At 62.0% G+C, this 26997-nt stretch carries 24 protein-coding genes; 18 read left to right on the top strand and 6 right to left on the bottom strand.

Translation table 11 applies throughout. From position 1 onward, the window contains the following. Positions 1-178: 178 nt before the first annotated feature. The 9 genes from EN850_RS12785 to EN850_RS12745 all read left to right on the top strand — a co-directional run bounded on the left by EN850_RS12785 (position 179) and on the right by EN850_RS12745 (position 8765). The gene (locus EN850_RS12785) at positions 179-412 is read left to right on the top strand and encodes an acylphosphatase (RefSeq protein WP_127276597.1); all 234 of its coding nucleotides are present in this window, start codon (positions 179-181) and stop codon (positions 410-412) included. Between the two features lie 158 nt (positions 413-570). After that, on the top strand, positions 571-1221 hold the full coding sequence (locus EN850_RS12780; RefSeq protein WP_127276595.1) for a Rieske (2Fe-2S) protein: 651 nt from the start codon (positions 571-573) through the stop codon (positions 1219-1221). Then, entirely contained in the window at positions 1218-2063 is an 846-nt protein-coding gene (locus EN850_RS12775) for an aromatic ring-hydroxylating dioxygenase subunit alpha (protein WP_127276593.1), read from the top strand. Before EN850_RS12780 ends, EN850_RS12775 begins: the two co-directional genes overlap by 4 nt. Then, positions 2060-2719, top strand: a complete 660-nt coding sequence (locus tag EN850_RS12770; protein WP_136091411.1) for a glutathione S-transferase family protein — start codon at positions 2060-2062, stop codon at positions 2717-2719. Before EN850_RS12775 ends, EN850_RS12770 begins: the two co-directional genes overlap by 4 nt. Before the next feature lies 1 nt (position 2720). Further along, on the top strand, positions 2721-4100 hold the full coding sequence (locus tag EN850_RS12765; RefSeq protein WP_136091410.1) for an amidohydrolase: 1380 nt from the start codon (positions 2721-2723) through the stop codon (positions 4098-4100). Positions 4101-4139: 39 nt separating this feature from the next. Beyond that, complete coding sequence (locus tag EN850_RS12760; RefSeq protein WP_189343778.1) at positions 4140-5234, top strand: BMP family ABC transporter substrate-binding protein; 1095 nt, start codon at positions 4140-4142, stop codon at positions 5232-5234. 2 nt (positions 5235-5236) lie between these two features. After that, complete coding sequence (locus EN850_RS12755; RefSeq protein WP_136091409.1) at positions 5237-6760, top strand: ABC transporter ATP-binding protein; 1524 nt, start codon at positions 5237-5239, stop codon at positions 6758-6760. Beyond that, positions 6757-7857 carry an ABC transporter permease gene (locus EN850_RS12750; protein ID WP_136091408.1) on the top strand — a complete coding sequence of 367 codons (1101 nt, stop codon included), beginning with the start codon at positions 6757-6759 and terminating at the stop codon, positions 7855-7857. The genes EN850_RS12755 and EN850_RS12750 overlap by 4 nt, the downstream gene beginning before the upstream one ends. Further along, a complete protein-coding gene (locus EN850_RS12745; RefSeq protein ID WP_136091407.1) occupies positions 7854-8765 on the top strand; it encodes an ABC transporter permease in 912 nt (303 codons plus the stop codon). The genes EN850_RS12750 and EN850_RS12745 overlap by 4 nt, the downstream gene beginning before the upstream one ends. A 75-nt stretch (positions 8766-8840) precedes the next feature. On the opposite strand, the gene EN850_RS12740 is transcribed toward EN850_RS12745, so the two are convergent. Further along, complete coding sequence (locus tag EN850_RS12740) at positions 8841-9512, bottom strand: GntR family transcriptional regulator (protein WP_136091406.1); 672 nt, start codon at positions 9510-9512, stop codon at positions 8841-8843. 335 nt (positions 9513-9847) lie between these two features. Here EN850_RS12740 and EN850_RS12735 point away from each other — a divergent pair, with 335 nt between their 5' ends. The 8 genes from EN850_RS12735 to atzF are packed head-to-tail and all read left to right on the top strand — an operon-like array spanning position 9848 to position 18142. Next, a complete protein-coding gene (locus EN850_RS12735) occupies positions 9848-10975 on the top strand; it encodes a BMP family ABC transporter substrate-binding protein (protein ID WP_136091405.1) in 1128 nt (375 codons plus the stop codon). Between the two features lie 15 nt (positions 10976-10990). Further along, positions 10991-12115: an ABC transporter permease gene (locus EN850_RS12730; RefSeq protein ID WP_136091404.1), complete on the top strand. Its 1125-nt coding sequence runs from the start codon at positions 10991-10993 to the stop codon at positions 12113-12115. Next, the gene (locus tag EN850_RS12725) at positions 12115-13041 is read left to right on the top strand and encodes an ABC transporter permease (RefSeq protein ID WP_127278475.1); all 927 of its coding nucleotides are present in this window, start codon (positions 12115-12117) and stop codon (positions 13039-13041) included. Before EN850_RS12730 ends, EN850_RS12725 begins: the two co-directional genes overlap by 1 nt. Positions 13042-13072: 31 nt before the next feature. Then, entirely contained in the window at positions 13073-13774 is a 702-nt protein-coding gene (locus EN850_RS12720; protein ID WP_127870084.1) for an isochorismatase family cysteine hydrolase, read from the top strand. Between the two features lie 10 nt (positions 13775-13784). After that, on the top strand, positions 13785-15314 hold the full coding sequence (locus EN850_RS12715; protein WP_135867294.1) for an ABC transporter ATP-binding protein: 1530 nt from the start codon (positions 13785-13787) through the stop codon (positions 15312-15314). After that, a complete protein-coding gene (locus EN850_RS12710; protein WP_136091403.1) occupies positions 15314-15982 on the top strand; it encodes a cysteine hydrolase in 669 nt (222 codons plus the stop codon). The genes EN850_RS12715 and EN850_RS12710 overlap by 1 nt, the downstream gene beginning before the upstream one ends. After that, on the top strand, positions 15975-16325 hold the full coding sequence (locus EN850_RS12705; RefSeq protein WP_127870081.1) for a cupin domain-containing protein: 351 nt from the start codon (positions 15975-15977) through the stop codon (positions 16323-16325). The genes EN850_RS12710 and EN850_RS12705 overlap by 8 nt, the downstream gene beginning before the upstream one ends. Continuing rightward, complete coding sequence (atzF, locus tag EN850_RS12700; protein ID WP_136091402.1) at positions 16322-18142, top strand: allophanate hydrolase; 1821 nt, start codon at positions 16322-16324, stop codon at positions 18140-18142. The genes EN850_RS12705 and atzF overlap by 4 nt, the downstream gene beginning before the upstream one ends. Before the next feature lie 407 nt (positions 18143-18549). On the opposite strand, the gene EN850_RS12695 is transcribed toward atzF, so the two are convergent. From EN850_RS12695 to EN850_RS12675, 5 genes are all read right to left on the bottom strand, one after another. Beyond that, positions 18550-20535, bottom strand: a complete 1986-nt coding sequence (locus EN850_RS12695) for a helix-turn-helix domain-containing protein (protein ID WP_136091401.1) — start codon at positions 20533-20535, stop codon at positions 18550-18552. Beyond that, positions 20532-21542, bottom strand: coding sequence for an ATP-binding protein (locus EN850_RS12690; protein ID WP_136091400.1), 1011 nt, complete (start codon positions 21540-21542; stop codon positions 20532-20534). Before EN850_RS12690 ends, EN850_RS12695 begins: the two co-directional genes overlap by 4 nt. Positions 21543-21567: 25 nt before the next feature. Then, a complete protein-coding gene (locus EN850_RS12685) occupies positions 21568-21786 on the bottom strand; it encodes a hypothetical protein (RefSeq protein ID WP_136091399.1) in 219 nt (72 codons plus the stop codon). Positions 21787-21810: 24 nt separating this feature from the next. Then, positions 21811-24123: a DDE-type integrase/transposase/recombinase gene (locus EN850_RS12680; protein WP_136091398.1), complete on the bottom strand. Its 2313-nt coding sequence runs from the start codon at positions 24121-24123 to the stop codon at positions 21811-21813. A gap of 646 nt (positions 24124-24769) precedes the next feature. Then, a complete protein-coding gene (locus tag EN850_RS12675; RefSeq protein ID WP_136091397.1) occupies positions 24770-25630 on the bottom strand; it encodes a hypothetical protein in 861 nt (286 codons plus the stop codon). A 679-nt stretch (positions 25631-26309) separates the two neighbouring features. Here EN850_RS12675 and EN850_RS12670 point away from each other — a divergent pair. Continuing rightward, complete coding sequence (locus tag EN850_RS12670; protein ID WP_136091396.1) at positions 26310-26825, top strand: hypothetical protein; 516 nt, start codon at positions 26310-26312, stop codon at positions 26823-26825. Positions 26826-26997 lie beyond the last annotated feature (172 nt).

Raw genomic sequence — 26997 nt, 5'->3', positions numbered from 1 at the left:
TTGACCAGGGATTTTGCGGACGTCATAGACGACTGAGGGGTCACAAGCCCACACTCAACCTTCTCATGGCGCTTGGTTAGATGCATCAGCGATTGAGCACAATGCAGATAGATAGATATCTGTTTCATTGCCGAGGTTTTCTGTGAGCGAGCAATATCGATTCCCCTGGCGGGAGCGCATGACGATCCTCGGCGATGTGGAGGCGGCATCCTTCCTTCCGTGGATCGAGCGTCATGCCGCCAAGCTCGGGCTCGCGCAGGCCATATGCGTTGCCGGTCCCGATCGCATCGAACTCGACATTGTCGGCCCGGCCGAACTCATCGACATGATGGAGATGGGATGCTCGCTTGGACCAATCGATGTCTGGGTCGAGGCCATCCATCGGGCGCCGATCGAGAGCGAATCGGGCTAGTTTCCGGCCTGCGGCTTCTGCCTGCCAAGGTGCCATGCACCTTTTTTGGGCATTATTGCCCGTGAGGAAATGTTGTGCAAACGTGACCCGCCTATTAGCATATGCTTGACCGCGAAGCTGCGCTCAGGAAGATGCTGATGTTGTTTGAAAGTTGATGTATGCCGCCTTATCCGACCGGCTCATGGATACCTGTTGCCCTCTCCGCGGACTTGCCGGCGGGAACCGTAATGCCCGCGCAGTCCCCGGCTGGGCCGGTTGCGCTTTGGCGAAGCCGTTCGGGCCGAGCATCGGCGTTTGCGGACAGATGCCCCCATCGCGGCATGCGCCTTTCCCACGGCTTTGTACGCGGTGAAACCCTGTCCTGCATCTATCACGGCTGGGGCTATGCTCAGGAGGGAAATTGCCTGCGCATTCCCGCTCATCCGGCGCTGACTCCGCCGGACACGATTCGCGTTGCAACGCAGCATGTCGAGGATGGCGACGGTATCATCTGGATTTCCGCCGGCGAAGCCGCTGCCCCTCCGCCGCGGCTCGACGGCGTTGCCCCGCTGCGTTCCATGATGGTGGAAGCGAACGTCGCGGCGCTGGAGGCGGCCGCGGGCGCGAAGGCCGCGGGAGGCCTGCTCGACCATAGCAACGATGGCCTGACGCTTCGGCTGCTGCTTGCGCCCGATGGTGAAGCCCGGACGCTTATGCATGTTCTGGTGGGCGAGGACGCCAATCCGACCGAACGGATCGCCGCGTCGAGGGCCGCCGAAACGCTGCGGCGGGCGGCCGAGAGAATTCGGAGCGGTGGGGCCGTCCAATGACCCGCAACGCGATGATCGACGAATGGTATCCGGTCGGCCTTGCGAGCCAGCTCGACGCGCATGGGCGCGGCACGGCCCTGATGGGCGAGCCCATCGAGGTGAGATGCGGCGAAGACGGAACCGCCAAGGTCACAGGCGGCAACGGACGTGTCCTCCCAACCTGCATCCGCTATGGCCATGTCTGGTCATCGCTCGGCGATCCGAAAAAGCCGCTGTTTGCGATCCCCGAGGCCGATCAGCCTGGCCGTCGGCTCGTCGATGTCGGCGTGGTTCGCGTGCGCTGCTCGCCATTGCGCGCGGTGGAGAACTTCCTGGACATTGCGCATTTTCCGTTCGTCCACACCGACATATTGGGCTCCGAACCGCACACGGAGGTCCAGAACTACAAGGTCGAAATCCGCGAGGACGAGGATGAGGTTTGGGCGACCCAGGTGAAGTTCTACCAGCCGCAGGCCGCGAAGTCGGCGGAGGGCGGCATAACGACGGAGTACATGTATCGCGTGCCCGCGCCGACATGCTCGATCCTCTACAAGACCTGCCCGCCGCGTCCCGGCGAATGGGACGTCATTACGCTTTTCGTGCAGCCACTTGCCGAAGACCTTTGTGACGTGTGGCCCTGGATGGCGCTGTTCGACGACGAGACGCCGATGACGGACCTGATCCATTTCCAGCAGACGATCTTCGTCCAGGACCGGTCGATCCTCGAAAACCAGATCCCGAGGTTGCTGCCGCTAGACCCTGGCATGGAGATTCCCACGCGAGCCGACCTGACTTCGGTTGCCTACCGGCGCTGGCTGAAGCGCCATGGCTACACCTACGGCGCGCAACTGGTGGCGCAATGAAGCTCTACGACTACGTGCTGTCGCCAAGCTGTTACAAGGTGCGCCTGATGGCTGCGCTGGCAGGGGTGAAGCTCAGCATCCGGCCCGTCGACTTCCATCCCGGTGCCGAGCATCGCGGTCCGGAACTCATGGCGCTCAACCCGGCGGGTTCGATCCCGATCCTTGAGGACGGCGACCTCGTCCTGACCGAATCCTCGGCCATGCTTGTCTACCTCGCTACAAAGGCGGCACCGCAATGGCTGGGCAACGATACGGCCGTGCAAGCGGCGCGTGTCCAACAATGGCTTTCGTTCTCGCATCGACTGACAGCAAGCCTGGGGGCGGCGCGCCTGCACGAGATGCTGCTGCGCCCGGGCAATATCGATGCCCTTCAGGGACAGGGAACGGTGGCCCTGCGGGAGCTGGAAGCTGGCCTCGTCGAACAGCATATACGCGGCCAGCGCTTCCTCGCATCGGACCGGCCGACCGTCGGGGACATCGCCTGTTTTCCCTATGTGGCGCTGGCGCCGGACGGCGGAGTTTCGCTCGATCCTTATCCCGCGATCCGTCTATGGTCGCGGGCGGTCCGCAGTCTCGACGGCTTCATCGAGATGCCTGGCATCCACCGGCTGCATGAGCTCAAACCCGAGCCCGTCCCAGAAGTAGGCGAGGCCTGAAATGGCGGGTTATCTGTTGAAGAACTGTGCCGCGGTCATCGTGGACGATGGCGACGGTCCGCGCGTCCGCCGCAACGTCGATGTGTTGACCGACGGCCCGGCTGTACGGGCCATCGGCGAAGCCCTGGATAAGGGTGAGTTGCCTGTGGGGACCGTCACGCAGGACGCCGCCGGTTGGTTCGTCTATCCCGGCCTCGTCAACACCCATCACCACTTCTTTCAGTGCTTCGTGCGCAACCGCGCCGATCTGGACTGGACGAAGCTGTCGGTCATCGAATGGCTCGACCGCATCTATCCCATCTTCTCACGGCTGACCGAGGAGTGCTTCTATCACTCATCGGTCACGGCCATGGCGGAATTGATAAAGCACGGCTGCACGACGGCATTCGATCATCAATACTGCTTTCCGCGGCATGCCGGCAAAAGGCTGATCGACCGACAGTTCGAGGCGGCCGAACTGCTCGGCATGCGCTTCCATGCCGGACGTGGCGGCAACACGCTGCCGAAATCGGAAGGCTCGACCATCCCCGACGCCATGCTGGAAACGACGGACGAGTTCATCGCCGACTGCGCCCGGCTGATCGACACCTACCATGATGACGGTAAGTTCAGCATGCGTCAGGTCGTGGTCGCGCCCTGCCAGCCGGTCAACTGCTATCGCGAGACATTCGTGGAATCGGTAGCGCTGGCGCGCGACCGCAAGGTGCGCATGCACACCCATGTCGGCGAAGGCGAAAGTCCGGTCATGCAAGCCCGCCACGGCCTGCGCACGGTGGATTATTGCGCCGAGATCGGTTTCTCCGGGACGGATGCCTTCTATGCCCATTGCTGGGAACTGACCCACGACGAACTGCGCAAGATGGCCGCTATCGGCACCGGCGTGGCGCACTGCCCGGAGCCGGTCTATCTCGTCGGCGCCGAAATCACCGACATACCGGCGATGTCGGCCCTCGGGCTGAGTGTAGGACTGGGTTGCGACGGCGCCGCCTCGAATGACAATTCCAACCTGATGCACTGCATCCATTCAGCCTACATGCTGCAATGCCTTGCGGCGTCGACACGCGACCACCCGGTTCCGCCGCCGGTCGATTTCCTCGGCTATGCGACGACAGGTGGCGCGGCGCTGCTCGGGCGCGGCGATATCGGCAGGCTGTCGCCCGGCATGGCCGCCGACCTGTTCGCCATCGACACGCGGCGCATGGACTATGTCGGCACGCGGCATGATCCGCTGAGCCTGCTGGCCAAGGTGGGCATCGGCACGCCGACCGACATGACGATGATCAACGGCTGCATCGTCTGGGCCAAGGGAGAATTCCCCGGGCTCGACGAGGCAAGGCTGTTCGCGCAAGCCGAGGCGGCGCTCGCCACCGTGGAATTCTAGCAACCAAAACCAAAACCAAAAGCAAGGGGAACCGACATGCTGACAAATCTTACCCGCAGAACCTTGATGAAGGGCGCCGCCGCTACCGGGCTCGTCGCCGCGGTGGGCAGCCGCGTGCTCGCCGCCGACGGACCGCTGGGCATCGTGCTGGTGGTCCCCTCGCCGGTCGGCGACGTCGGCTGGGGCCGTGCGCTGGCCGACGGGCTCGAGCCGGTCAAGGCCGCCTATGGCGACAAGGTGAAGGTCACCATCCTCGAAAACATTCAGGAAGGCCCCGACGCCGACCGCATCATGAACAAGGCGGTCGCGGACGGGAACAAGGTCCTCATCGCCGGCTCCTTCGGCTATCAGAACGGCGCCCTGCAGATCGCGCGCCGCAATCCCGATGTCACCGTGCTGCACGCGTCCGGTTTCGAGGTGGCGCCAAACTTCTCACCCTTCGCGGCACAATATTCCCAGGGCACCTATCTGATGGGCATGGCGGCGGCCTCGCTTTCGAAGACGGGCAAGCTCGGCTCGGTGTCGGCCTTCGCCATCCCCGAGCTGATAACCTCCATCAACGCGTTCACGCTGGGTGCGCAGGCTGTGAAGCCCGATGTCGAGGTTTCCGTCGTATGGGTGAATTCCTGGTTCGACCCGGCCAAGGAGCAGGAAGCCGCCAAGGCGCTGCTGGCGCAGAAATGCGACGTCATCTTCTCCAACGCGCAGGACACGCCTTCCGTCGTCGCGGCTTGCGAAGAGGCAGGCATCCCCGCCTTCAACCTCAACTCGTCAATGAAGAAATACGCGCCCAAGACCTATCTCGGCTGCGTGGCGACCGATTGGTCGCCCTTCTTCAAAGCCTCGGTCGACGCCCACTTTGCTGGTACCTTCAAGGGCGCCAGCGCCTTCCTGGGGGTCGGCGACAAGGTCGTCGAGGTCGTCGACTGGAACCCGGGCATCCCGGCAGACATCATGACCAAGATCAAGGAAGTCGAAGCCAAGATCGCCGACGGCAGCTTCTCGCCCTTTGCCGGTCCGATCGCCAAGGCCGACGGCAGCGAAGGCGTCCCCGCCGGCAAGACTATGGCCGTGGCCGAGATCGTCGCCATGGACTGGCACGTCAAGGGTGTCACCACGCCGCTGCCCAAGTAACCATGACCGCCCCGCTCCTGTCGCTGCGCGGCATCTCCAAGAGCTACGGCCAGATCCATGCCAATCGGGACATTGAACTGGACGTGGCTCCGCGCTCTATCCACGCGATCCTCGGAGAGAACGGTGCGGGCAAATCGACGCTGATGAAGCTCATATACGGCGTCGAGCAGCCGGACGCCGGAACAGCGACCTGGAAAGGAGCCCCCCTGGCGCTCGCGTCCCCGGCGGATGCGAGGCGCAAGGGGATCGGCATGGTCTTCCAGCATTTCTCGTTGTTCGAGACGCTGACGGTGGTGGAGAACGTCCGGCTGGTCGTGCCCGGGAGGAAATCGGACCTTGCGCAAGGCATCTGCAAGCTCGGCCGCGACTTCGGCCTGGAAGTCGATCCGCTCGCCCATGTGCACGCGCTCTCGGTTGGAGAGCGGCAGCGGGTGGAAATCATCCGCTGCCTGATGACCGAACCGCAGCTCCTGATCCTCGACGAACCGACCTCCGTCCTGCCGCCGCAATCGGTGGAGAAGCTTTTCGAGACATTGCGGCGGCTGCGCGACGGCGGCGTGTCCATCCTTTTCATCTCGCACAAGCTGGAGGAAATCCGTGCGGTCTGCGACCGCGCGACCATCCTGCGCGGCGGTCGCATCACCGGCAATGTGGATCCCCGCGACCACGACGCGCACGACCTCGCCCGCATGATGATCGGCCGCGACATGCCGCAGCCCATGCCGGCAGTCGCACATTCCGGCGGGGAAAAGCGCCTTGAAATCGTCGGCCTCGACCATCGACCCGACGATCCCTTCGCCGCGGCGCTTTCCGATGTCAGCCTGACGGTCCGGGCGGGCGAGATCCTCGGCATCGCCGGCATCTCGGGTAACGGGCAGAGCGAACTCGCCGCGCTGATCTCGGGCGAGACGATGCTGCCGCGCGAACAGTCACAGCGTATCTTCATCATGGGAAAGGATGTCGGCGCGCTCGATGCGGCTGCCCGCCGGCGGCTGGGCTTCGCCTTCGTTCCGGAGGAACGGCTGGGCCGTGGCGCGGTGCCCGAAATGTCGCTCGTCCTCAACAGCCTGCTGACCGCACATCCCTCCGGCCTCTTGAAACGCGGCCTCGTCGACGCGGCCCGTGCGAAGGCCTTCACAGAAGACTGCGTGCGGCAGTACGACGTGCGTACACCGGGTCCCGAGGCCGAGGCGGGGGCGCTTTCGGGAGGCAATCTGCAGAAATTCATCGTGGGCCGCGAGATTATGCTGTCCCCTAAATTGCTGTTTGTGGCGCAGCCCACCTGGGGCGTGGACGTCGGCGCGGCATCCGCCATCCGCCAGCGCCTTGTCGCCCTGCGCAACGAAGGCATGGCCATCCTGGTCATCTCGGAGGAACTGGAGGAACTGTTCGAGCTTTGCGATGCGATCCAGGTGATCCATCAGGGTCGGCTGAGCGCGCCGCTAGTGACGCGCGACACCAAGCCCGAGGAGATCGGCCGTTACATGATCGGCGCGCATTCGACGGCCGAAAAGATCCCCGCATGAACGCCTCGTTCCGACTTTCCCTTCCCGTGCTGGTTCGCCGGGAATATGCCTCGCTTGCAATCAAGCTGGTCGCCCCGCCCGCCGCGCTCGGTCTGGCGACGCTGCTCAATCTCGGGCTTTACCTGCTGATGGGCCGCGATCCGGGCGCCGTCTTCCATGCGATGCTTCTGGAGCCCTTCCTCTCCTGGGCCTCATTCTCGGAAGTCCTGCTCAAGATGGGGCCGCTGTTGCTGATTGCGCAGGGGCTTGCCATCGGCTTTCGCGCAAAGATCTTCAACATCGGCGCCGAGGGCCAGTTCATCCTCGGCGCGATCTTCGCGTCGGCCATTCCCATTTGGCTCCCGCAGGCAACAGGTCAGTGGATCTGGCCCGCCATGCTCGTCCTCGGCGCGCTGGGCGGCGCGCTTTGGGCCTCGCTCACGGCGTTCTGGCGCGTGCGGCTCAACGCAAACGAGATTCTCGTGTCGCTCATGCTGGCGCTCGTTGCGGCGCAACTTCTCAACTATCTGCTTCTTGGCCCCTGGAAGGACCCGGCCGGCTTCAACTTCCCGCAGTCGGTGATGTTCCAGTACGACGCGATGGTACCGATCCTGATCCCCGGCACCCGCGTCAACGTCTCGCTGCTTATCGCCTTCGCGTTCTCCCTCGCGGCCTGGGTCTTCATGCAAAGGAGTTTCGCCGGCTACAAGCTGCAGGTCGGCGGTCTTGCTCCGCGCGCGGCCGGATACGCCGGCTTCAACGAAGGACGCGCGATCTGGCTTTCGCTCCTCATCGGTGGCTTAGCGGCTGGCCTCGCCGGGGCTGCCGAGGTGGCCGGGCCGCTCGGCCAGTTGCAGCGCTCCATCTCGACCGGCTACGGCTACGCCGCCATCATCGTGGCCTATCTCGGTGGCCTTCACCCGATAGGCATCGTTTTTTCCGCGCTGCTCATGGCGGCCCTCTATATCGGCGGCGACAACGCCATGGTCTCGGCAAATCTGCCGATCGCCGCTGTCCGGGTCTTCCAGGGTAGCCTGCTGCTCGCCTATCTCGTCGCCATGGCCTTCGTCCGCTACCGGCTCGAATGGCGCCATGCCGCTCACGGAAGCACTCCATGAATGCCGTCGAGTTCATCGTCGCCGGAATGCTGGCGGCGGCCACGCCGTTCCTTTTGGCCGCGCTGGGCGAAATGGTGGCCGAGCGGGCCGGCGTCCTCAATCTCGGCGTGGAGGGAATGATGGCCATGGGAGCGGTCGTCGCCTTCATCATCGTCTATCATGGCGGCGGTCACCTCCTGGGTTTCCTCGCCGCGGGCCTCGCCAGCGCGGCTCTTTCCCTTGTCTTTGCCATCATCGCGCTGGGGTTCCGCGCCAACCAGGTCGCGGTGGGACTCGCTATAGGCATACTCGGCCAGGGCCTCTCGGCATTGTTCGGCAAGAGCTATGAGAGCCTTACGGTCAAGGGCCTGCCGAAGCTTTCATTGCCCTGGCTTTCAGATATCCCGGTCATCGGCGGCCTCTTCGCTCAGGACGTCATCGTGTGGCTCTCGCTGGCCGTGACCGTCGCCATCTGGGCGATATTCGCCTACACCAAGACCGGCCTTGTCGTGCGCGCCGTCGGCGAGAATCCCAAGGCGGCCCATGCGCTGGGCTATCCGGTGATCGCCGTGCGCTTCGCCGCTGTCGCTTTCGGCGGCGCGTTTGCGGGTTTCGCCGGTGCCTACGCGGCCGTGGTCTACACGCCGCTCTGGGCCGACGGCATGATCGCCGGGCGCGGCTGGATCGCGATCGCGCTCGTGGTCTTCGGCACTTGGCTCACCAGCCGTATCTTCCTCGGCGCCTGCCTCTTCGGCGCCGTCTCCCTCGCAAGCCTCGCGGCCCAGGCGACCGGGCTCGACATTTCCTCGCAACTTCTGTCGAGCCTGCCTTATCTCGTGACAATCGTCGTGCTGGGCGTCATTTCCTCGAACCGGCGCCTGCTCAAGCTCAACGGCGTGGCTTCGCTGGGAGAGCCTTTCGAACACTGAGCAATTCCAATGCCGCTTGTGAGCAGGCCTCAGGGGCCAACATACTCGAAAGTGGATGAGCCTCAGAAGCTCAGGTCATTTGCCTGATACGGTGGCGGCGAATGGCGTTGCTGCTCTTGGGCCACTTGGCTGCTCACCGACGGCAAAAACTGCGCTTGCCACGCTGACGATTGCGACATGGTCCTTTGCGGCCGCCCCCGCAGCGGCACTGTCGCCACGCAGGATCGCGGTGACTATGGCGTCATGCTCCTGCCAGGATTTGGCAAGGCGTCCGGCCAACCTGAACTGGGCACGCCGGAAAGGGGCAAGACGGCTGCGCGTCGTCGCTGTCAGCTCATAGATGTGCGTGCTGTGAGCGCCGCGATAGAGCCGGCTGTGGAACTCGGTGTTGAAATATTCATAGTCTTCCTCGGCGCCCAGCCGCACCAGCCGTGCCGAGGCCTCGTGCTCGGCCTCGAGCGCGCGGCGCTCGCTGACGGTCATGCGCTCGGCGCAGAAGCGCGCGCATATGCCTTCAAGTTCGGCCATGCTTTCGAACATCGAGGTGAGATATTCCTGGGTGACGACGGCGACGATGGCGCCTCTGTTCGGTCGCCTTTCAACCAGACCCATGGCGCTTAGCTGTCCGAGCGCCTCGCGCACAGGGGTGCGCGACACCTCGAAGCGGGCGGCAAGCGAGGTTTCGTCGAGCTTTTCACCAGGGCGCAGTACGCCGGTGACGATGCGGTCGCCGATGGCCCTCACCATCTGATCAACGGTCGTTCCCAATCGGACCAAGCTGCGCTTTCCCGACACGCCTCCTCCAAGCCTCCGTTTTCATTTCCAGACCATGAACCGGCCGAACGAAAGTCCGCTTCCGACTCAGTCGTACCCTGTATGCCTATGTTTTAATCTTCCTGTCAAATTGTCTGATTCCAAGGCAAAAAGTGCATGCAGTTGCCTTCCGATTGTGCAATGCCAAAAGATATTATTACTGATTTTATTGGGTAAATTTTAATTTCTGGATTGGCATAGCAATTGCATGCACTTTCTTGAGAAGGCGTTAACCGACCCGGAAAAGGTCCTACAGGGGAGCATAAGAAATGACCGACCGATTCTTGCTTAGCCGCCGCCAGCTGCTCAAGACCTCCGCCGCCGGAGCGGCACTCGGGCTTGCGTCCGCGGCCTTTCCCGTCAGCAGGGCCTTTGCCGCCAGCGCCACCGTCGGCTTCATCTATGTCGGGCCGAAGGATGACTATGGTTACAACCAGGCGCATGCCGAAGGTGCGGCGACGCTGAAGGCCATCGAGGGCATTACCGTCGTGGAGGAGGAGAACGTACCGGAGACGGTCGACGTCCAGAAGACGATGGAATCGATGATCAATCTCGACGGCGCCTCGCTGATCTTCCCGACCTCTTTCGGCTACTTCGACCCCCACATGCTGGCCATGTGCGCGAAATTCCCCAACGTGCAGTTCCGCCATTGCGGCGGCATGTGGGACAAGGCGAAGCACCCGATGAATGCCGGCTCCTATTTCGGCTATATCGGCATGGGCCAGTATCTCAACGGCGTTGTCGCCGGCCACACCTCAAAGACCAAGAAGCTCGGCTTCGTCGCGGCCAAGCCCATTCCGCAGGTGCTGCTCAACATCAACTCCTTCCTGCTCGGCGCGCGCTCGGTCGATCCGACCATCACTTGCCAGGTCATCTTCACCGGCGAGTGGTCTCTGGCGGTCAAGGAGGCGGAAGCCACCAACGCGCTGGTCGACCAGGGCGCCGATGTCATCACCTGCCATGTCGACAGCCCGAAAGTGGTGGTCGAGACCGCCGCCGGGCGCGGCGCTTTCGTCTGCGGCTACCATGCCAACCAGAGCCCGCTGGCGCCCGAAAAGCATCTCACCGGCGCCGAGTGGAACTGGGCCAAGGTCTACAAGATGTTCGTCGACGATCTCGTCGCCGGCACGCCGCTGCCGAACTTCACGCGTGGCGGCCTTGCCGACGGCTTCGTCAAGATGAGCCCGCTAGGGCCCGCCGTCGGCGAAGCAGGCCGCAAGCAGTTCGACGCCACCCTGGCTGAAATGATGAAGGGCGGCTTCGCCGTCATCAAGGGACCGCTGAAGAGCAACAAGGGCGCCGTCGTCGCCACCGCGGGGCAGGCTTTCCCGGAGACAGCGATCGAGCTCGAAAGCATGGACTATCTGGTCGAGGGCGTCGTCGGCTCGACCGCCTGATCTGGGGGTGGGACGATGGTGGACACGGTGACAGGGGCCGGCATGCCGGCACTCTTCGGCGCCAGGGGATATCCTCCGGTGCTGGAATGGATCGCGCGGCGGGCGGAAGCCTTCGTCATTCCGCTCGCAGCACTTGTCGTCGGCATGGCGCTGTTCAGCCTGTTCATCGCACTGGTCGGCAAGTCGCCGATCCTGCTCTACGAGACCATGTGGCGGGGCGGCTTCGGCTCCTGGTTCTCGATCCAGAACTCGCTGTCGCGGGCCGCACCGCTGCTTCTGGCGGCGCTCTGCGTGGCACTCCCGGCGCGGCTTGGCCTCGTCGTCATCGGCGGTGAGGGCGCCATCGTGCTGGGCGGCGTTGGTGCTGCTGCCATCGGCGTGGCGCTCAGCGGCTCGCCATCGTCAATCGTCATTCTTGCCATGGGCGTGGCGGGCATGGCCGCCGGCGGCATCTGGATCGGTGCCGTCGGCGCGCTGCGCCACTACCGGGCCGTCAACGAAACCATCTCCAGCCTGCTGATGGCCTACATCGCCATCGCGCTGATGAACCAGTTGGTGGAAGGGCCGCTGCGCGACCCGGCCTCGCTCAACAAACCTTCGACCCAGCCGCTGGCGGACATCTACCGCATCGGCAACATTCCGGGCATGGACGTGCATTGGGGGCTGGTCGTTGGCGTGGTCGCCTGCGTTCTCTCCTGGGTGCTCATCGAAAAGACCCGCTGGGGTTTTGCCGCGCGCATCGCCGGCGGTAATGTGCGCGCGGCACAGGTGCAGGGGCTGGCCGTCGGACCGCTCATCGTCGGCTTCACGGCACTGGCGGGCGGCTTCGCCGGGCTTGCCGGCATGCTGGAGGTCGCCGCCGTGCAAGGCAGCGCCAATGCCTCGCTCGCCGCCGGCTATGGTTACACCGGCATCCTCGTCGCCTTCCTCGCCCGCCACAACCCGCTGGCCATCATTCCGGTCGCCATCCTGCTTGGCGGCATCGACGCCTCGGGCGGGTTGATCCAGCGCCGCATGGACCTGCCCGACGCCACGGTGCTGGTGCTGCAAGGCATGATCTTCATCGTCATCCTGTTCAGCGAAACCTTTTACGGCCGCTTCAAGGCCTTCAATCCCGGCCTCTGGAAAAGGGCCTCCTGATGGACGCGACCGAGATCGGCCTCTGGGGCGTGCCGCTGGCCATTCTGGGCGGCGCCATCCGCGTGTCGACGCCCTTCATCTTCGTCTCGCTGGGCGAGGCGATCACCGAGCGTTCCGGCCGCATCAATCTGGGGCTGGAAGGCACGCTCGTCTTCGGCGCCATGACCGCCTATGCGGTCGCGGTGATGACCAACTCGCCGTGGCTCGGCCTGCTTGCCGCAGCTTTCGCCGGCCTGTTCTTCGGCCTGTTCCATGGCTGGATCTGCAAATTTCGTGGGGTCAACGACATTGCCATCGGCATCGCGCTGATGCTGTTCGGCTCGGGCCTCGCCTTCTTCTTCGGCAAGCCGTTCATCAAGCCGAAGGCGCCCAACCTGCCGGCCATTCCGTTCGGCGGTTGGTCCGATATCCCGCAGGTGCAGGCGGCGCTCGACGTCAACGTGCTGTTCCTGATCGGCGCGGTGCTTTCCGTCATACTGTGGTGGGCGTTCCGCAACACGCGCGCCGGCCTCATAGTGCGTGTCGTCGGTGACAGTTCCGATGCAGCACGCGCCATGGGCCTCAACCCCGACACGGTGCGGCTGCTCGCCACCGGCGTCGGCGGCGCGCTGGCCGGCATCGGCGGCGCCTACCTATCGCTCTACTATCCCGGCAGTTGGACCGAGCGCATCTCGTCAGGCCAGGGTCTGATGGCGGTGGCGCTGGTCATCTTCGCGCGCTGGAACCCGCTCGGCTGCTTTGCCGCGGCCCTTTTGTTCGGCGGAGCCGGCGCGCTCGGCCCGGCGCTGCAATCGGTCGGCGTCACGCAAGGCTACTACCTGTTTTACGCCGCTCCCTACATCCTCACCCTCATCATCATGATCGTCACCTCCTCGCCGACACGAACGCTTGCCGGCGCGCCAGGCGAATTGTCGATCACCAAATGAGACTTGGCACCAAATGACTGGAGTTTTGCCTATGAACGCCAGAGCCGAGATTGCCCAACACACCATCGATGCCGAGCCCTATCCGTGGCCCTACAATGGTGACCTGCGGCCCGACAACACGGCGCTGATCATCATCGACATGCAAACCGATTTCTGCGGGCCAGGCGGCTATGTCGACCATATGGGTTACGACCTCTCGCTGGTGCGGGCGCCGATCGAACCGATCAAGGCGGTGCTGTCGGCGATGCGGGCCAAGGGGTATACCATCATCCACACGCGCGAGGGGCACCGGCCCGATCTCGCCGACCTGCCGGCCAACAAGCGCTGGCGTTCGCGCCGCATCAATGCCGGTATCGGCGATGCCGGCCCGTGCGGGCGCATCCTGGTGCGCGGCGAGCCGGGCTGGGACATCATCCCCGACCTCTACCCGATCGAGGGGGAGCCGATCATCGACAAGCCTGGCAAAGGCTCGTTCTGCGCCACCGACCTGGAGCTGATCCTCAACCAGCGCCGCATCGAGAACATCGTACTTACCGGCATCACCACGGATGTCTGCGTGCACACCACAATGCGCGAGGCCAATGACCGCGGTTATGAATGCATGATGCTGGAGGATTGCTGCGGGGCGACCGACCACGGCAACCATCTGGCGGCGATCAAGATGATCAAGATGCAAGGCGGCGTCTTCGGCACGGTGTCGAATTCGACGGCGCTCGTGGCTCAGTTGCCATGAGGAGGCCGCGATGAGCGACAGTGTCCGAAAAGCCGTCGGCGTCGAAACCATCGGCATGACCATGCGCTTCGGCGGCTTCACCGCGCTGGACGCCGTGTCGGTGAAAGTGCCGGCAGGTTCCTTTCACGCGCTGCTTGGCGAGAATGGCGCCGGCAAGTCGACGCTGGTCAAATGCATGATGGGTTTTTATCACCCGACATCAGGCGACATGCTGGTCGACGGCCGCGAGGTGGCAATCGCCAGTCCGCGCGACGCTTCGGCGCTTGGGCTCGGCATGGTCTACCAGCATTTCACCCTAGTGCCGTCGCTGACAGGGGCGGAAAACCTCGTCATCTCGCGCGAGAAGGTTCCTGGCATCATCGACTGGCGCAAGGAGCGCAGCGACCTTGCCGTGTTCATGGAGCGCATGCCGTTCAAGCTGCCGCTCGACGTCAAGGTGGCGGAGCTTGCTGCTGGCGAAAAGCAGAAGCTCGAAATCATCAAGCAGCTTTATCTTGGCCGCTCCTTCCTGGTGCTGGACGAGCCAACCTCGGTGCTGACGCCCGGCGAGGCGCAAGAGGTGCTGGGGCTTGTGCGCGACATGACGAAAGCCGGCGACCTCACCGTGCTGATGATCTCGCACAAATTCCATGAGGTGACCGCCTTCGCCGACGATGTCAGCGTGCTGCGCAAGGGCAAGCTGACGGGAACCGGCCGCGTCGCCGACCTGGACCATAAGGCGATGGCCGCGATGATGATCGGCGACCAGCCGATCGCCGCCCTCGACAGCCGTGCGGCGCCGAAGCCGGATGCCGAGATCGTGCTGAAGGTCAGATCGCTGAAGGCGCCTGACCGCACCGGGCTGAAGTCGATCCGTATCGAGGATCTCGGTGTGCGATCGGGCGAGATCGTCGGCATCGCCGGTATTTCCGGCAACGGCCAGAAGGAATTTCTGGAAGTGCTGGCCGGTCAGCGTCCGCGCGAGGCCGGCGAGGTGCTGGTGCGCGGCGCCACCTACGCAGCGACGCGGGCCGAGGCGCGCGCGCTCAATGTCCGGCTCATTCCCGAGGAGCCGCTGAAGAATGCTTGCGCGCCGAAAATGACCGTGGCCGAGAACATCTCCTTTCGCACCTTCGACATGGACGGCAATGGCAGACCGGTGAGCTGGATCAATGCCAGTGCGATCCGTGCTTTCAGCGCCAGGCTAGTCGAACAGTTCAAGGTCAAGACCGCATCGCTGTCGTCGCCCATCGCCTCGCTGTCAGGCGGCAATGTGCAGCGCGCGGTGCTGGCGCGCGAACTGACCGGCGGGGTCGATCTGCTCATCGTCTCCAACCCATGCTTCGGCCTCGACTTCTCGGCGGTGGCCGAGATCCGCGCCCGTATCATGAAGGCGCGCAATGCCGGGGCCGCCGTGCTGCTGATGTCGGAGGACCTCGACGAACTGCTGGAACTGTCGGACCGCATCTTCGTCATGTCGGACGGCGCGCTGGTCTACGAAACGCCGATCGCGCAGGCGAGCGTGCAGACCATCGGCGAGCATATGGCGGGACATCACTGATGGCCGAAATCGATGCGCAGCCTTTCGTCTTTGCGTTTAATCCGGACTCCCTGGCGCTGGTCGTCATCGACATGCAGCGCGACTTCGCCGAGCCGGGCGGCTTCGGCGCCAGCCTCGGCAACGATGTCAGCCGGGTCACCGCGATCGTGCCGACGGTGAAGAGACTGATCGAGGGGTTCCGTGCCGCCGGCCTGCCGGTGATCCACACGATGGAGTGCCACCGGGCAGACCTCTCCGACCTGCCGCCTGCCAAGCGCGACCGCGGCAATCCGTCGATCCGCATCGGCGATGTCGGGCCGATGGGCCGCGTGCTTATCGTTGGCGAGCCGGGAACGGCGATCCTCGACGAGCTGGCGCCGCTGCCCGGCGAGGTCGTCATCGAGAAGCCGGGCAAAGGCGCCTTCTACGCGACCAGTCTTGATGAGGAACTGAAGCGGCTCGGCGCGCGGCAACTGGCTTTCGCCGGCGTCACCACCGAAGTCTGCGTCCAGACGACGATGCGCGAGGCCAATGATCGCGGCTATGAGTGCCTGCTCGCCGAAGACGCGACGGAAAGCTATTTTCCCGAGTTCAAGGCGGCGGCCATCGCCATGATCCGGGCGCAAGGCGCCATTGTCGGCTGGACGGCGACGACCGACCAGGTGCTGCAAGGACTTGCCGATGGCTAATCTGAGTTTTGCCGGCCTCGTCGGTGGCGGCTGGCGCGAGCTGGCATTCGAGCCTTTTCGCGAAGGCATCACGGTGCACTGGCTGCTCAAGGGCGGACCGGTCGAGCCGTCGGTGGCGATCCTCGACTACCGGCCCGGCGCCGGCGTACCGCGCCACCGCCATGTCGGGCTTGAAACCATCGTCGTGCTCGAGGGTACGCAGAGCGACGAGAATGGCGACTATCCCACGGGAAGCGTCATCCTTAACCCGGTCGGGACCGAGCATTCGGTGTGGACCAAGGACGGCTGCGTCGTGCTGATCCAATGGGACCTGCCGGTGATCATTCTGGGGGAGGCCACATGAGCGAGATCCACTTCGACATCGGCGGCCTGCACGCCGCCTATGCGGCCGGCGTCAGCGTCGCTGACATGGTCGATACAGTTCACGCCCGCATCGAGGCGGCTGACGATCCCGGCATCTTCATTCATCTCGCCGGCAAGGCAGAGATGCTGGCGCAGGCGAAACAGCTCGGGCCGTTCGATCCGGTGGCCAAGCCTCTGTGGGGCGTGCCGTTCGCGGTCAAGGACAACATCGATGTCGCCGGCATGCCGACAACCGCCGCCTGCGCCGAATATGCCTACATACCAGACAAGGACGCAACCGTGGTGGCGCGGCTGAAGGCTGTCGGGGCGCTGGTGGTCGGCAAGACCAATCTCGACCAGTTCGCCACCGGTCTGGTCGGTGTGCGCACGCCCTATCCTATCCCGAGGAACGCTGTCGATGCCAGCCTGGTGCCCGGCGGCTCCTCTTCGGGATCCGCCGTTGCGACGGCGCGCGGCATCGTCTCCTTCGCGCTAGGCACCGACACGGCCGGGTCCGGCCGCATCCCCGCCGGTCTCAACAACATCGTCGGGCTGAAGCCGACAGTCGGCGCGCTTTCGGCCGCCGGCGTTGTGCCAGCCTGCCGTACGCTCGACTGCATCTCGGTATTCGCGCTCACCGTAGACGATGCCTACGCAGTGTACGGCGTGGCGGCGGCCAAGGACCCGGCCGATGCCTATTCGCGCGCCATCAAGGTGCCGGCGCTTGCAGCTCGCCCACCCGTGCTGACGGTCGGCGTGCCGCAGAAGGCGGATTTGAAATTCTTCGGCGACGCATCGATGCAGACGGGGTTTGAGGCGGCGCTTGGCTTGCTGGAAAAGCTTGGTTGCCGGCTGGTCGAAATTCCGTTCGCCGATTTCTACGCCACCGCAAATCTTCTCTATGAAGGAGCCTGGGTTGCCGAACGCTACGCGGCGATCCGCGACTTCATGGACGCCAACGAAGCCGCAATGCATCCGGTGACGCGCAAAATCATTGGCGGCGCGCGCGGCCTGTCAGCGGCCGATGCCTTCAACGGCCTCTATGCGCTTCAGGCCTACAAGGCCAAGCTCGCCCCGATCATCGCCTCTGTCGACCTGTTCTGTGTGCCGACGGCACCAACGCATTACGCTCTCCAGGCGGTGCTTGCCGATCCGATCACCACCAACAGTCGGCTCGGTACCTATACAAATTTCGTCAATCTGCTCGATATGTGCGGCATCGCCGTGCCGACCGGCAAGCGCGACGATGGGCTGCCGATGAGCGTGACCCTGCTGGGTATGGTGGGCAAGGATTGGCTCACGGCGTCGCTCGCGCGCGACGTTCATGCCATGAGCGCTCTTCCGCTCGGCGCGACCGGCTGGGCGCAGCCGGGGAGTGCCTTGCCTGGCAACGTTGCACAGGACCAGACGATTGATCTGGTGGTGGTCGGCGCGCATCTGTCGGGGATGCCGCTCAACGGTCAGCTAAGAGACCTAGGCGCCCAATTCTCGAGAGTAACGAAAACCACACCTGCCTACCGGCTCTACGCGCTTGCCGGCCAATCCGTGCCCAAGCCGGGCCTTGTCCGGGTCTCCAGGGATGGAATGCGAATAGACGTCGAGGTCTGGCGGCTGGGTCCGGAGGCGTTCGGACGATTCGTCGCCGCCATCCCCCCACCGCTGGGCGTAGGAACGATCGAACTCGAGGATGGCAGCGCAGCAAAGGGGTTTTTGGTGGAAACCGCCGGCCTGACTGACGCCGCCGATATCTCCGCCTATGGCGGGTGGCGCAGTTTTGTAAGACGCGACCAAGAAAGGGCCAACATTCTCGCGACCTAGAAACGCAGTCTCCGACGATGTCTGCTTCAGGAAACGGCGAAGGTGAACTTAATGACCAAGCGATTCCAAGATCGCAAGGAAAATCGCCGGGGTAGTTCTGGTCAGAAAGAGGGGTTCGAGTCCACGTTGTGGGCCGCCTCTGAAATATCTATCAAAATCAACTACTTGAGTGTAGAGACAAATTCTGAGCGATTCAGCTAACTGCTTGAAATTGCACCACCTGACAAATGATAGCGATTCAAGCGCCAAACAGAAGCGATTCAAACGTTCAATATGGCTTCGATCAAGACTAGAATCCCAGCCCATCGAAAAAAAGGCCCGGCGGCATCAGCCCCAGGCTACTATTCAGTCATTTCTTGAAAAAGCGATTAACTGCCGGAATTACGGTGCCGGTCACACGATACCCGCTAGTTCGTGGGCAGTATCCGTGCCAGTTGCAGGACGTCTCTTCGGCGCCAGACGCGCCTCTTTTTGTAAGTGGTCGTGTAGGCGGGTTCGAGTCCAGAGCCGGACAAGATTCTGGATGTGTCCCAATCCTCAAGATATTCGCTGCCGCTGAGTAGCCGAGCGGCTTCGTTGCTCATGACAAACACGCCATAGAACTTTTGGATCTCGCTTAAGGTAGGCCGTCTGCTCAAAATCCCGTCCTGTATCAGGGCATAGACGGATGGGGTTGGAAGATCGAGAAGGAAGCCGATGTCGGCGCGCATGAGCGGTGCGCGATCCGCCGGCTCAGGCCAAGTGAGAGCCCTTTCAGAAATGCTGGAAATGGCAGCTTCTTCCAGAAAGTACCTCCCGAGCAGAGCTTTCCCGGAACTACGCGAAAAGAGCTTAAGCTGCCCCTCAAGCACTCCTCGGAAGATGCCCGGCCAAGGGTTCTTGCTCGGCGAGCCGGCGAGCAAGGCGGCCCGGCGCAGATCCACGAGATTGGTTCGCGTCGAGATCGGATGCGCGCGGCAATCTAACTGTCCCAGCAAAGCATCGACCGAATCCTCTACGTAGTAGGAACCTGGCGCAAGACCGGCGGGGTTGGCTCTTTCCTCCAGGATGCTGGCCCTGGCCAAACTTTGCAGGACCATAACCGGAAATCCGAACTTTTTCGAAAGGGACGCGGCTGGCACGAATCCGTTCCTAGCCTTCAATATCGCTTCAATTTCTTTTCGCGATACTAGGACTGGAGCTCTCTCCGCAGTTCCGGCGCGATGAGCGCCAATCGCCCCATCGTCGACAAACCGACGCATGGTTTTTCGGGTGATGCCGAGATGTTTCGAGGCCTGCTGCATGGTCATCAGGTCCTCACGAAAAAGGTTCTCCTTCCGACGGACCATGGTGTGCCCAGTCGCGGTTCGCCGCATGTCCTGCTCGATCGCCATCCTAGACTCTTCGCGCAAGCCAGGTTCGATGTGGGGATCCAGCCTGAGTGCCAGGAGGGCGCCCAGTTCCTTTTTGATGCCGAAATGCCCTTTCCGAAGATCCGCGTTCTCTCTCGCCATGGACGCCAGCCGATCGAATCCTTTCGGCCATGACAGGATGGTTCTTCCAGCTAGCGCAAGGACCTCAGGCGAAAAGCGAGAATACTCGTCCCGTGCCCCCGGTCGTGGCAGAAACGCGGTTATCTTCGCGGGATCAGCGGTAATCGCGCATGCGAGCGCGACCGCGAATTCGAACAATCCACCTCTCGAGTAACTTTGAAGCGCTTCCGGAAGTGCGGGACGGAAGCTCGACCTCACCTCCGGATTAGGATCGATCAGTCCGGTCACGAAGTCGAGCGCCTCCATGTCCTCAACTTCGACCCTCGGCTGGGGATAGTCCCTCAGATCGATGCGACCCCGGATGAAGCCCTCGGTGTCTTCATGGAGGCATTTACCGCAAGAGGATACCCCATAGCTGATTCCGTAACCGAGCCAGGTGCCGCATTCAGGACACTTGTCCAGGAGCGTTTCCTTCGTCGCAGGATCAAACGACAGGACCTTGACGGACCATACGGCCCGACCGTGGTTAGACTGCCGCAGGGCCAAAGGAGATACCCTGCGTCTGAGTACTTCCCGGTGAGCAACGCGCATCGGCGTGCCAAAAAACTCGTGCCAACCAGGCCTGCCTTCAACCGGCCGATAGATCAGGTTGACTATCGTTTCCTTCCCACCCTCAACACCTAGAGTGGAGGCAAGCGCTTGCTCATGCCCAATGGCGTTCGTAGCAATTCCTGCAGCGTAGCGCCCGGAGAGGCCGGATACGAGCAGAACGGTACTGGTGGCAGTGTAGCCGTTCTCTGAAGCCGCTCGCTGGACCAACTCAGGGAGCCCTTCGCCTGGTTTCGGGGAGACCGGAATCACAAGGGGGCGGCCCGGATCTACCGAAGGAAATGTATCGAGGTAGTTCGGTTTCGTGCTCATGCCGCAGACCTCACGTCGAGGGTTCGAAGGCCCGTTCGAAACGGATTGTAGTCAATGATGTTCAGCGGGATCGCCCAGTCGTCGATTGCCTGTGCGATGTGCTCTCTCGTCACATTGGTCGCGTTTTCTTCGCGTGCGACGATCGCCGCCGCCAGTATGATGTTGGTTGCCATCCCGAGCCTGCCGCCAGCAGCGGCGTGCAGGTAGGCCGGAATATCTCCGAGGAGCAGGTTCGTCTCTTCCTCAAAAATTCCATGCTGCCGAAGTTTCAAGCCCAGCCGTCCGATGTAGTCGAAGAAAATGGACTTCTCGTCGTTGACCGCAAGATCGAGTGCAGTGAAGTCGAGTTCCTGATAGCATCTGGAAGCGAGCTGAATGTCGTTGAAGATGTGGTGCCTGGCCTCCTCGATGCCGATGAACATGAGCGGCACCAGACCCTGGAGAAGAAACGTCTTCAGGGTGTCGGTGACAGCAGTACTGTGAACGAGCCCTGAACGGCCGATCCATGTCTGGTCATCGAGCTTCGTGAAGCTGTCGGCGACATGCTGGATCTCGTCGATGATGATCAGTTCAGTCCCATGGCGACGAACGAAGTCATACACACGCTTGAAAAGGGTCTGGGTTGTTCCTCTGGGTGAGGCTGGGTCGCCGAACGCCGCAAGGATGTCCGCCGCCAAGCCCTTCATACTTGCCTTCGCAGACAGCGTGACATGAAGAACCAACTTCTGTTGCCGGGCGATCTCCGCCCGATCCATGTCTGCCGGAAACAAGCCGCGTGCAATCACCTCGTCGACCACGCACGTTTCGATGTAAATCTGTACGCTCATCGACTTCCCGGACTGCGACGGAGCGAAAAGGGCGCCGAACTTCTGCGGGCGCCCCGGCGACGAGCGCCGGGCGTAACGTAGGTCGTCGAATAATTGATGGGCCTTGTCGAGCAATGGATGCTTGATCCGCATCTTGCTGAATGCTTCGAGAAGCTGTCCGTTCGTGGTTGCAATGGCCATGATCATTCCTCCGTTGGTTGTTGTTTCAGTCAAGGTCGGTGTCGAACGCCGCAAGGATGGCCGCAGCCAAGCCCTTCATGGTCGCCTTCTCGGCCAGCGCGACATGAAGTAGCGACTTCTGTGGTTGAGCGATCTCCGCAGCGTCCATGTCTGACGGAGCGATGTCGGGCGCGATCACCTTGTCGACCAAGCGCGTCTTGCCGAAAGTTTCGAGCACTTGCCCGTTAATGCTTGCAATCGCCATGTTCATTCCTCCGTTGGTTGAAGTTCAATCGAGATCGGCTGCTAGTTCCGCGAGAAGGGCCTGCGCCTCCGTATCCTGAAGGCATGAGACCGCTTTGTCGGGACTTCTCGTGGTCGGGGCGGCTATTGCTGCTACCGGGCCGCTTGCCGGAGTATTCCCCCTTGTCGTGGTGACCTTTGGCTGAGTTTTCTTGGGGGATTTGCGGACGCCAACTTTGGCCCCGCCACGCCGCGGGCCCTTGGGCGGAACACGGTCGTCGTCACGCATGGACGCAGGAAATGCGTTCGGGATTCCGGCGCTGTTCATACCCGAGACGGAAGGCGTGACTTCCACAGTCTGCACCGTGTTGCCCATGGCCAGGCCGGGTTTACGGGGCTTCAATTGCCTTAGCAGCCTGCGCTGCTCGCGGAGAGACGCTCCGGTGATCGCGGGAACAAGTGACGCTTCATAGACGCGTCGCGCCTCCCACATTTCCTCGTCGGTCAGGAACGCGCGGTTTTCTTCTGCAGCCGCCTTGCGGATCGCCTTGGCCAGCCTCCAGGAGCAGTCCTTCGCGAACCGCCTGTCCATGTTGTAAAGCTTGACGTTGCGCTTCTTCGCGTAGTCCCAGACGTGAACGTATTCACAAGTCGTCGGATCGAGCGTGACGACAACGGGTACGGTACCGCTGGCGAGGCGTTTCTCCCTGCGACGACGGCCAGCAGTGTACCGAAGGAGACTGTCAAGCAGTGCCGAAACCGCGGCCTGGTCGTGGAAGCGATGGCCCCAGACGTGGATGCCCGTGGCATCAAGCGTGCGTCGCTTTATCTGCCCGAGGAATTTGCTGGCCGCAGTTATGTCGTCGACTGTCTCCCACTCACCACGCTCGACCCCCCGGTCCCATGCCCGGGCCGGCTGCATGTCGATGCCTTCGTGCACCTCCGTGTGATACTGCGTAATGATAAACAGCCAGACGCGCTCGCGTATCTCCTCGAGCGAGAACAGGTCCTCAGCACGGGGCTCGAGTTCTAGCGCGGACATTTCGGTCGGCTTGTACGGGCAAGCGCCAGGCAGCCTGTGAATGCACTCCTCGTTGACAGTTCGGAAAATGCGCTCGCCTATCGTCTTGTATTCCGGATTCTTGACTGGCGCGTACAGGACATCGATGCCCATCGCTTCGGCCCAGACTTGAAAGGAAACGCCGACGTGTGCCCAATCGTTGTCGAGTACGACTGTGAAGGGTTTCCCACAGGCATTTGCGCCCCACTGCTCACCGAAACGCTTCACCAGCCATTGCTTTGGCACGAGGATTTCGCGCAGGCAGTCTGCGATCGTCTCGATGGAAGGCGGTTCGTAGGTCAGGATCGCGGATAAAATGACACGCGAGCACACATCGATGGCTATCGTCAGCCACGGCTTTTCGGCCATGATCTGGTTGCCATCGTCGTCAAGGACCTTTGCCCATGCATCTACCCTGGTGTGGTCGATGATGACCGTCTCGAGGATATGGTCCGCATGGGCGGCACTTCCCCGGCCTCGGAACTTGCGGTTCGCTTCCCGTTCCGAGTACTTATTCTTCCAGTTGTTCCAGTTCTGCGTAGCGTTTATCCAGAGACGCAAGGTCTCTTTTGTCGGGCGTTTGATCGGGGCTTCGCCGCTTGCCTCCCGTTGGCGGGAAACCAGATCGAATTCGCCAAAGAAGAATTTGACGACGTCCTTGAGACGGATTTTCCTAGCTGACCAAAAGTGCCGGATCATCTCCCCCTTCAGATCAAGGACTATCTTGTGCCAGAAGGACGACTGGTTTTGCTTATGACGCCGATCGAGAAACGCTTGCAGCGGTCGGTCACCGTGACACCCATAGCGGTCCAGTGCGCGTCGCAATGCGCTTGGTGAAGGCTTCCAGGTCAGACCATGCGCCTGCATGTCTTCCCAGTGCGAGTCGATGAACCGTTGAAGCGGCGCGGTTGATCTCGAGGCGTCGGGCCACTGATCATGCTGGATCGCCAGAAAGCGAAGCGATCTGCACTCGTCGAGAAATTCACGCGCCTTGGTCCTCGCCAGCCTTTGCTTCGGCGTTAGTTTCTCGTCGTCGACGTCGGCTAGGGCTTCAGGGTTCACGTCAACAGGGAGTGCCCCCCGGGACGCGGCAAGTGCGGCTTTCCCGATGCGTATCGCGCGTCCGTCGAACCTCATTGCCCTGAATTCGACCGGTCCGAAGGTCTGCTGACGACCTGTCCGCTCGTGCCTCAGTACATAGGTTCCATCCCGCTTCTTGCCCTTGAGTTCAAAGCAGGCGTCGCTGTCGACCTTGGGGAGGAGGTAAATCTCCCCCGGACATACATCCAGATGATCCATCCGGTACTCCTCCAAGCTAAGCGTTCGGCGAATCCTCGGCGGGCAAGCGCCCCGGCTCGGCGAATCCTCTTTCGTCGTGCACGGGTGCTTGCGGAGGGCCGGATACGAAAGGAATCGAAAGAGTCATCCGGACTTGATGGTTAGTAGCCTTCACCAAGTCGGGGCGGCTCGGATCTCCCGATGCAGCCAACTCAGTCTTCATGATCGGTCCGGGTCGCACGTTCGACATCGGCAGTCGTCAAGGCGCGGCGCAATGCACTGGGGCACGGTTGCAGGTCAGGCCATTCGCCTGCATGTCGTCCCCCTGGGCATCGATGAACCCTTGAAGCCGGAAGGTCGATAGTGAGCCACCGAACTCGCTATACCGGCTCGTCAGGAAGTGAAGCGAGTTGCTTCTCATCTGCGCCTTGATCCTCGTCAGCCTCTGCTGTGGCATAAGGTTCTCATCCGCGATGTCGTCCAAGGCTTGGGGACATGCGTCGTTCCGCTTCCTGCCTTCGAGTTTGAAGCACACGCCACCGCGCGTTTTGGGAAAGTGCCACGTCGTCCTCTTCCGTAAATCGAAAATTCTCATCGATGTCTCCAGGCTGACGATCGTTATGGAGGCGGACAGAAAAGAGCCCACGTGAAGCTGTCGTTTCTCGAACTAAGCCTTGGCATACGGTTCTTTTGGCCAGACAGCGCTTCGAGGAGCGCGTCGTGTCCCGGCACTTTTCATTCGGTGAATGGCGGTCTGAGGTCCGACAGGACCGTTCAAGTCGATAGAAATCACTCTGCGGACGTGGAGTGCGAAAGCCTTCGAAATACCCAGATGGCTCGAACCCAGGGAAGCAGCGAGATCCACCAGTGAGACCGGCCCGTCCTGTACCCTTGATGCCGCGATCTCTATGTCCCGGCTGTCGATTGCGACATGCCTGTTCATGACAATCCGCTTCACCGCCGAAAGATCGGGAGCCAATAGGCCCGGGTCGGCCTGCACGACGGCGAAGACGACACCCAATCCCCTGTAAAGCTTGCGTGCCAGGCTGAGTTTAAGGCGGTACTCGGCATCCTCCATCCGCCGGTCGGCCCCGGTCTTGATCTCCAGCACTACGGTTCTCGTGTATTTGCCGCCCATATTCTCGGGCTCGGCAAACATGGCTTGGGCGAACGGTTGCCCGCCGACAATCCGGGAGGCAGCGGCCTCATCCATCTCCAGCAGAAGGTCCGGAAAGTACAGGAGCGGCCGTGAACGACCACTCACGGAAATCTCGAGCCGATGTGGCTGGGCCAACATCTTCCTCACGCAGGTGGCAGCTTCGGCGATCCACATCGCCCTCAGTTCGCCCTCCACGGATTCGTGAGGCATCGCCCGGCCGCCCGCCTTAATGGCGGTGAATGTCCCGGTGGGTCTTTTCGACCGCCCGTTTATGATCCGCCTTATCGGGCCTCCGTCCTCGGACGTCACGATCCTCCCGACGCGGCCGTCAAAACTCTTCGGCGTTGGCCGGAGCATATGCTTTCTCATCTTCGGTCTCCTCTGGCGGACTAGGAATCCTTCCAACTGCGCCCACAAAAAATGACGGGAGCATTTCCAAAGGATTCAGTTAGATTGGGCTGGACAGAGAGCGTCACCGACTCCTAGATTGCAGCAAGGAGTCCTGGTGGACCGGGCCTTATGAGTTATGGGTCTACGCCGATGACAACGTTCTGCTCGAGGTTGGTCGCGTCTGTTGGAAGTTTATTCCAATAGAATTTCCAATATTCCCCGCGTGGAGAAGCGACAACAGATACGTATCGCGGTGCAGACAGCCAAGCATCGCAAGCCATGTGACCTGAAACCGGCTGGCGCCCTTTAGAGGCTTGTGCTATGGTGAAAACATTGTTTCGGCCACTCCCTTGCCTACGTCGGAAAAACGAAAGGGTGTTGGTCGCTGAGGGCCATCCTGTCCTACCAGGGTGGCCCTCAACCGAATCAGAGGTTAACACATTTTCCACGATTGGAAAGAGTCGTTGGAAAACGAGTGGAAATTTGGCGGATTTTCCTCACCCCGTTGTTCCAATCTATTGGTCAAATCAAGGACTCGGCGGTCCCTTCCGATGCGACCAACGCCGTGACCTTTTCCACCCTCAGCCAAGACTTATCGCGTCCCGTTCTCATTCGATGAGGGGCTGATGCTGACCCGTAGCGCTATTGGAGCATGAAGATGATGGAGAAAGCTTCGTCCTCAGTTGGAAACGAGAGGCAACATCCTTTTCACCAGCAGTTTGACGATATCCTCGAGGTGATTGATGAGCGGATCGCAAAGCAGGAGGAGGCAGTCCGGAACATGCGTGCCGCATTAGAGGCCGAGGAACTCGCGCTCGAACGTCTCAAGCTTGCGCGGGAGCCTTTGGCGAGCAAAGCAGACCGTCCAACAGGCAAAGGTCGAGACTCTGGCGGACTGTCCGATGTGAAGGCAGAAGCGCGCCGCCCTAAAGGAAAGACAACCGCTTCGAAAGTAATCTTGGAACTAGCCAAAGAAGCAATAGCGAGCGCTTCTAGGCCGTTGACCAGGAGTGATATTGTGGCTGCTTTGGAAGCATCAGGCACCGCTCCTGCGTCTCGGGATCTACAATCACTGGTAAGCAAGGTACTGTGGAAAAACCGCGATACGTTTCAACAGGTGGGCAATGGCTATTGGCTAAAAGGACATCCACTTCCGGATGTTCAGGTAGATTGATCGGTTTGGTAAAACTTTCTATCGGCAAGGCATTTCTGTAATTTCCTGCGTCCAGCGTGGTCTGTGGCCCAGATCGTTAGCTTAAAGCCGGCTGCCTGTCGCGCAACATGTGCGCGATAGCTCGGCCCGCCGGCCAAAGCCGAGACGCAATAATGACCGGCGGATCTCTGCT

Origin of the sequence: Mesorhizobium sp. M8A.F.Ca.ET.207.01.1.1 (genome assembly GCF_004794715.1) — a bacterium.
In the GTDB taxonomy this organism is placed as follows: domain Bacteria; phylum Pseudomonadota; class Alphaproteobacteria; order Rhizobiales; family Rhizobiaceae; genus Mesorhizobium.
The sequence above is the reverse complement of the archived record's forward strand: the minus strand, read 5'-3'. Positions and strand labels throughout refer to the sequence as shown.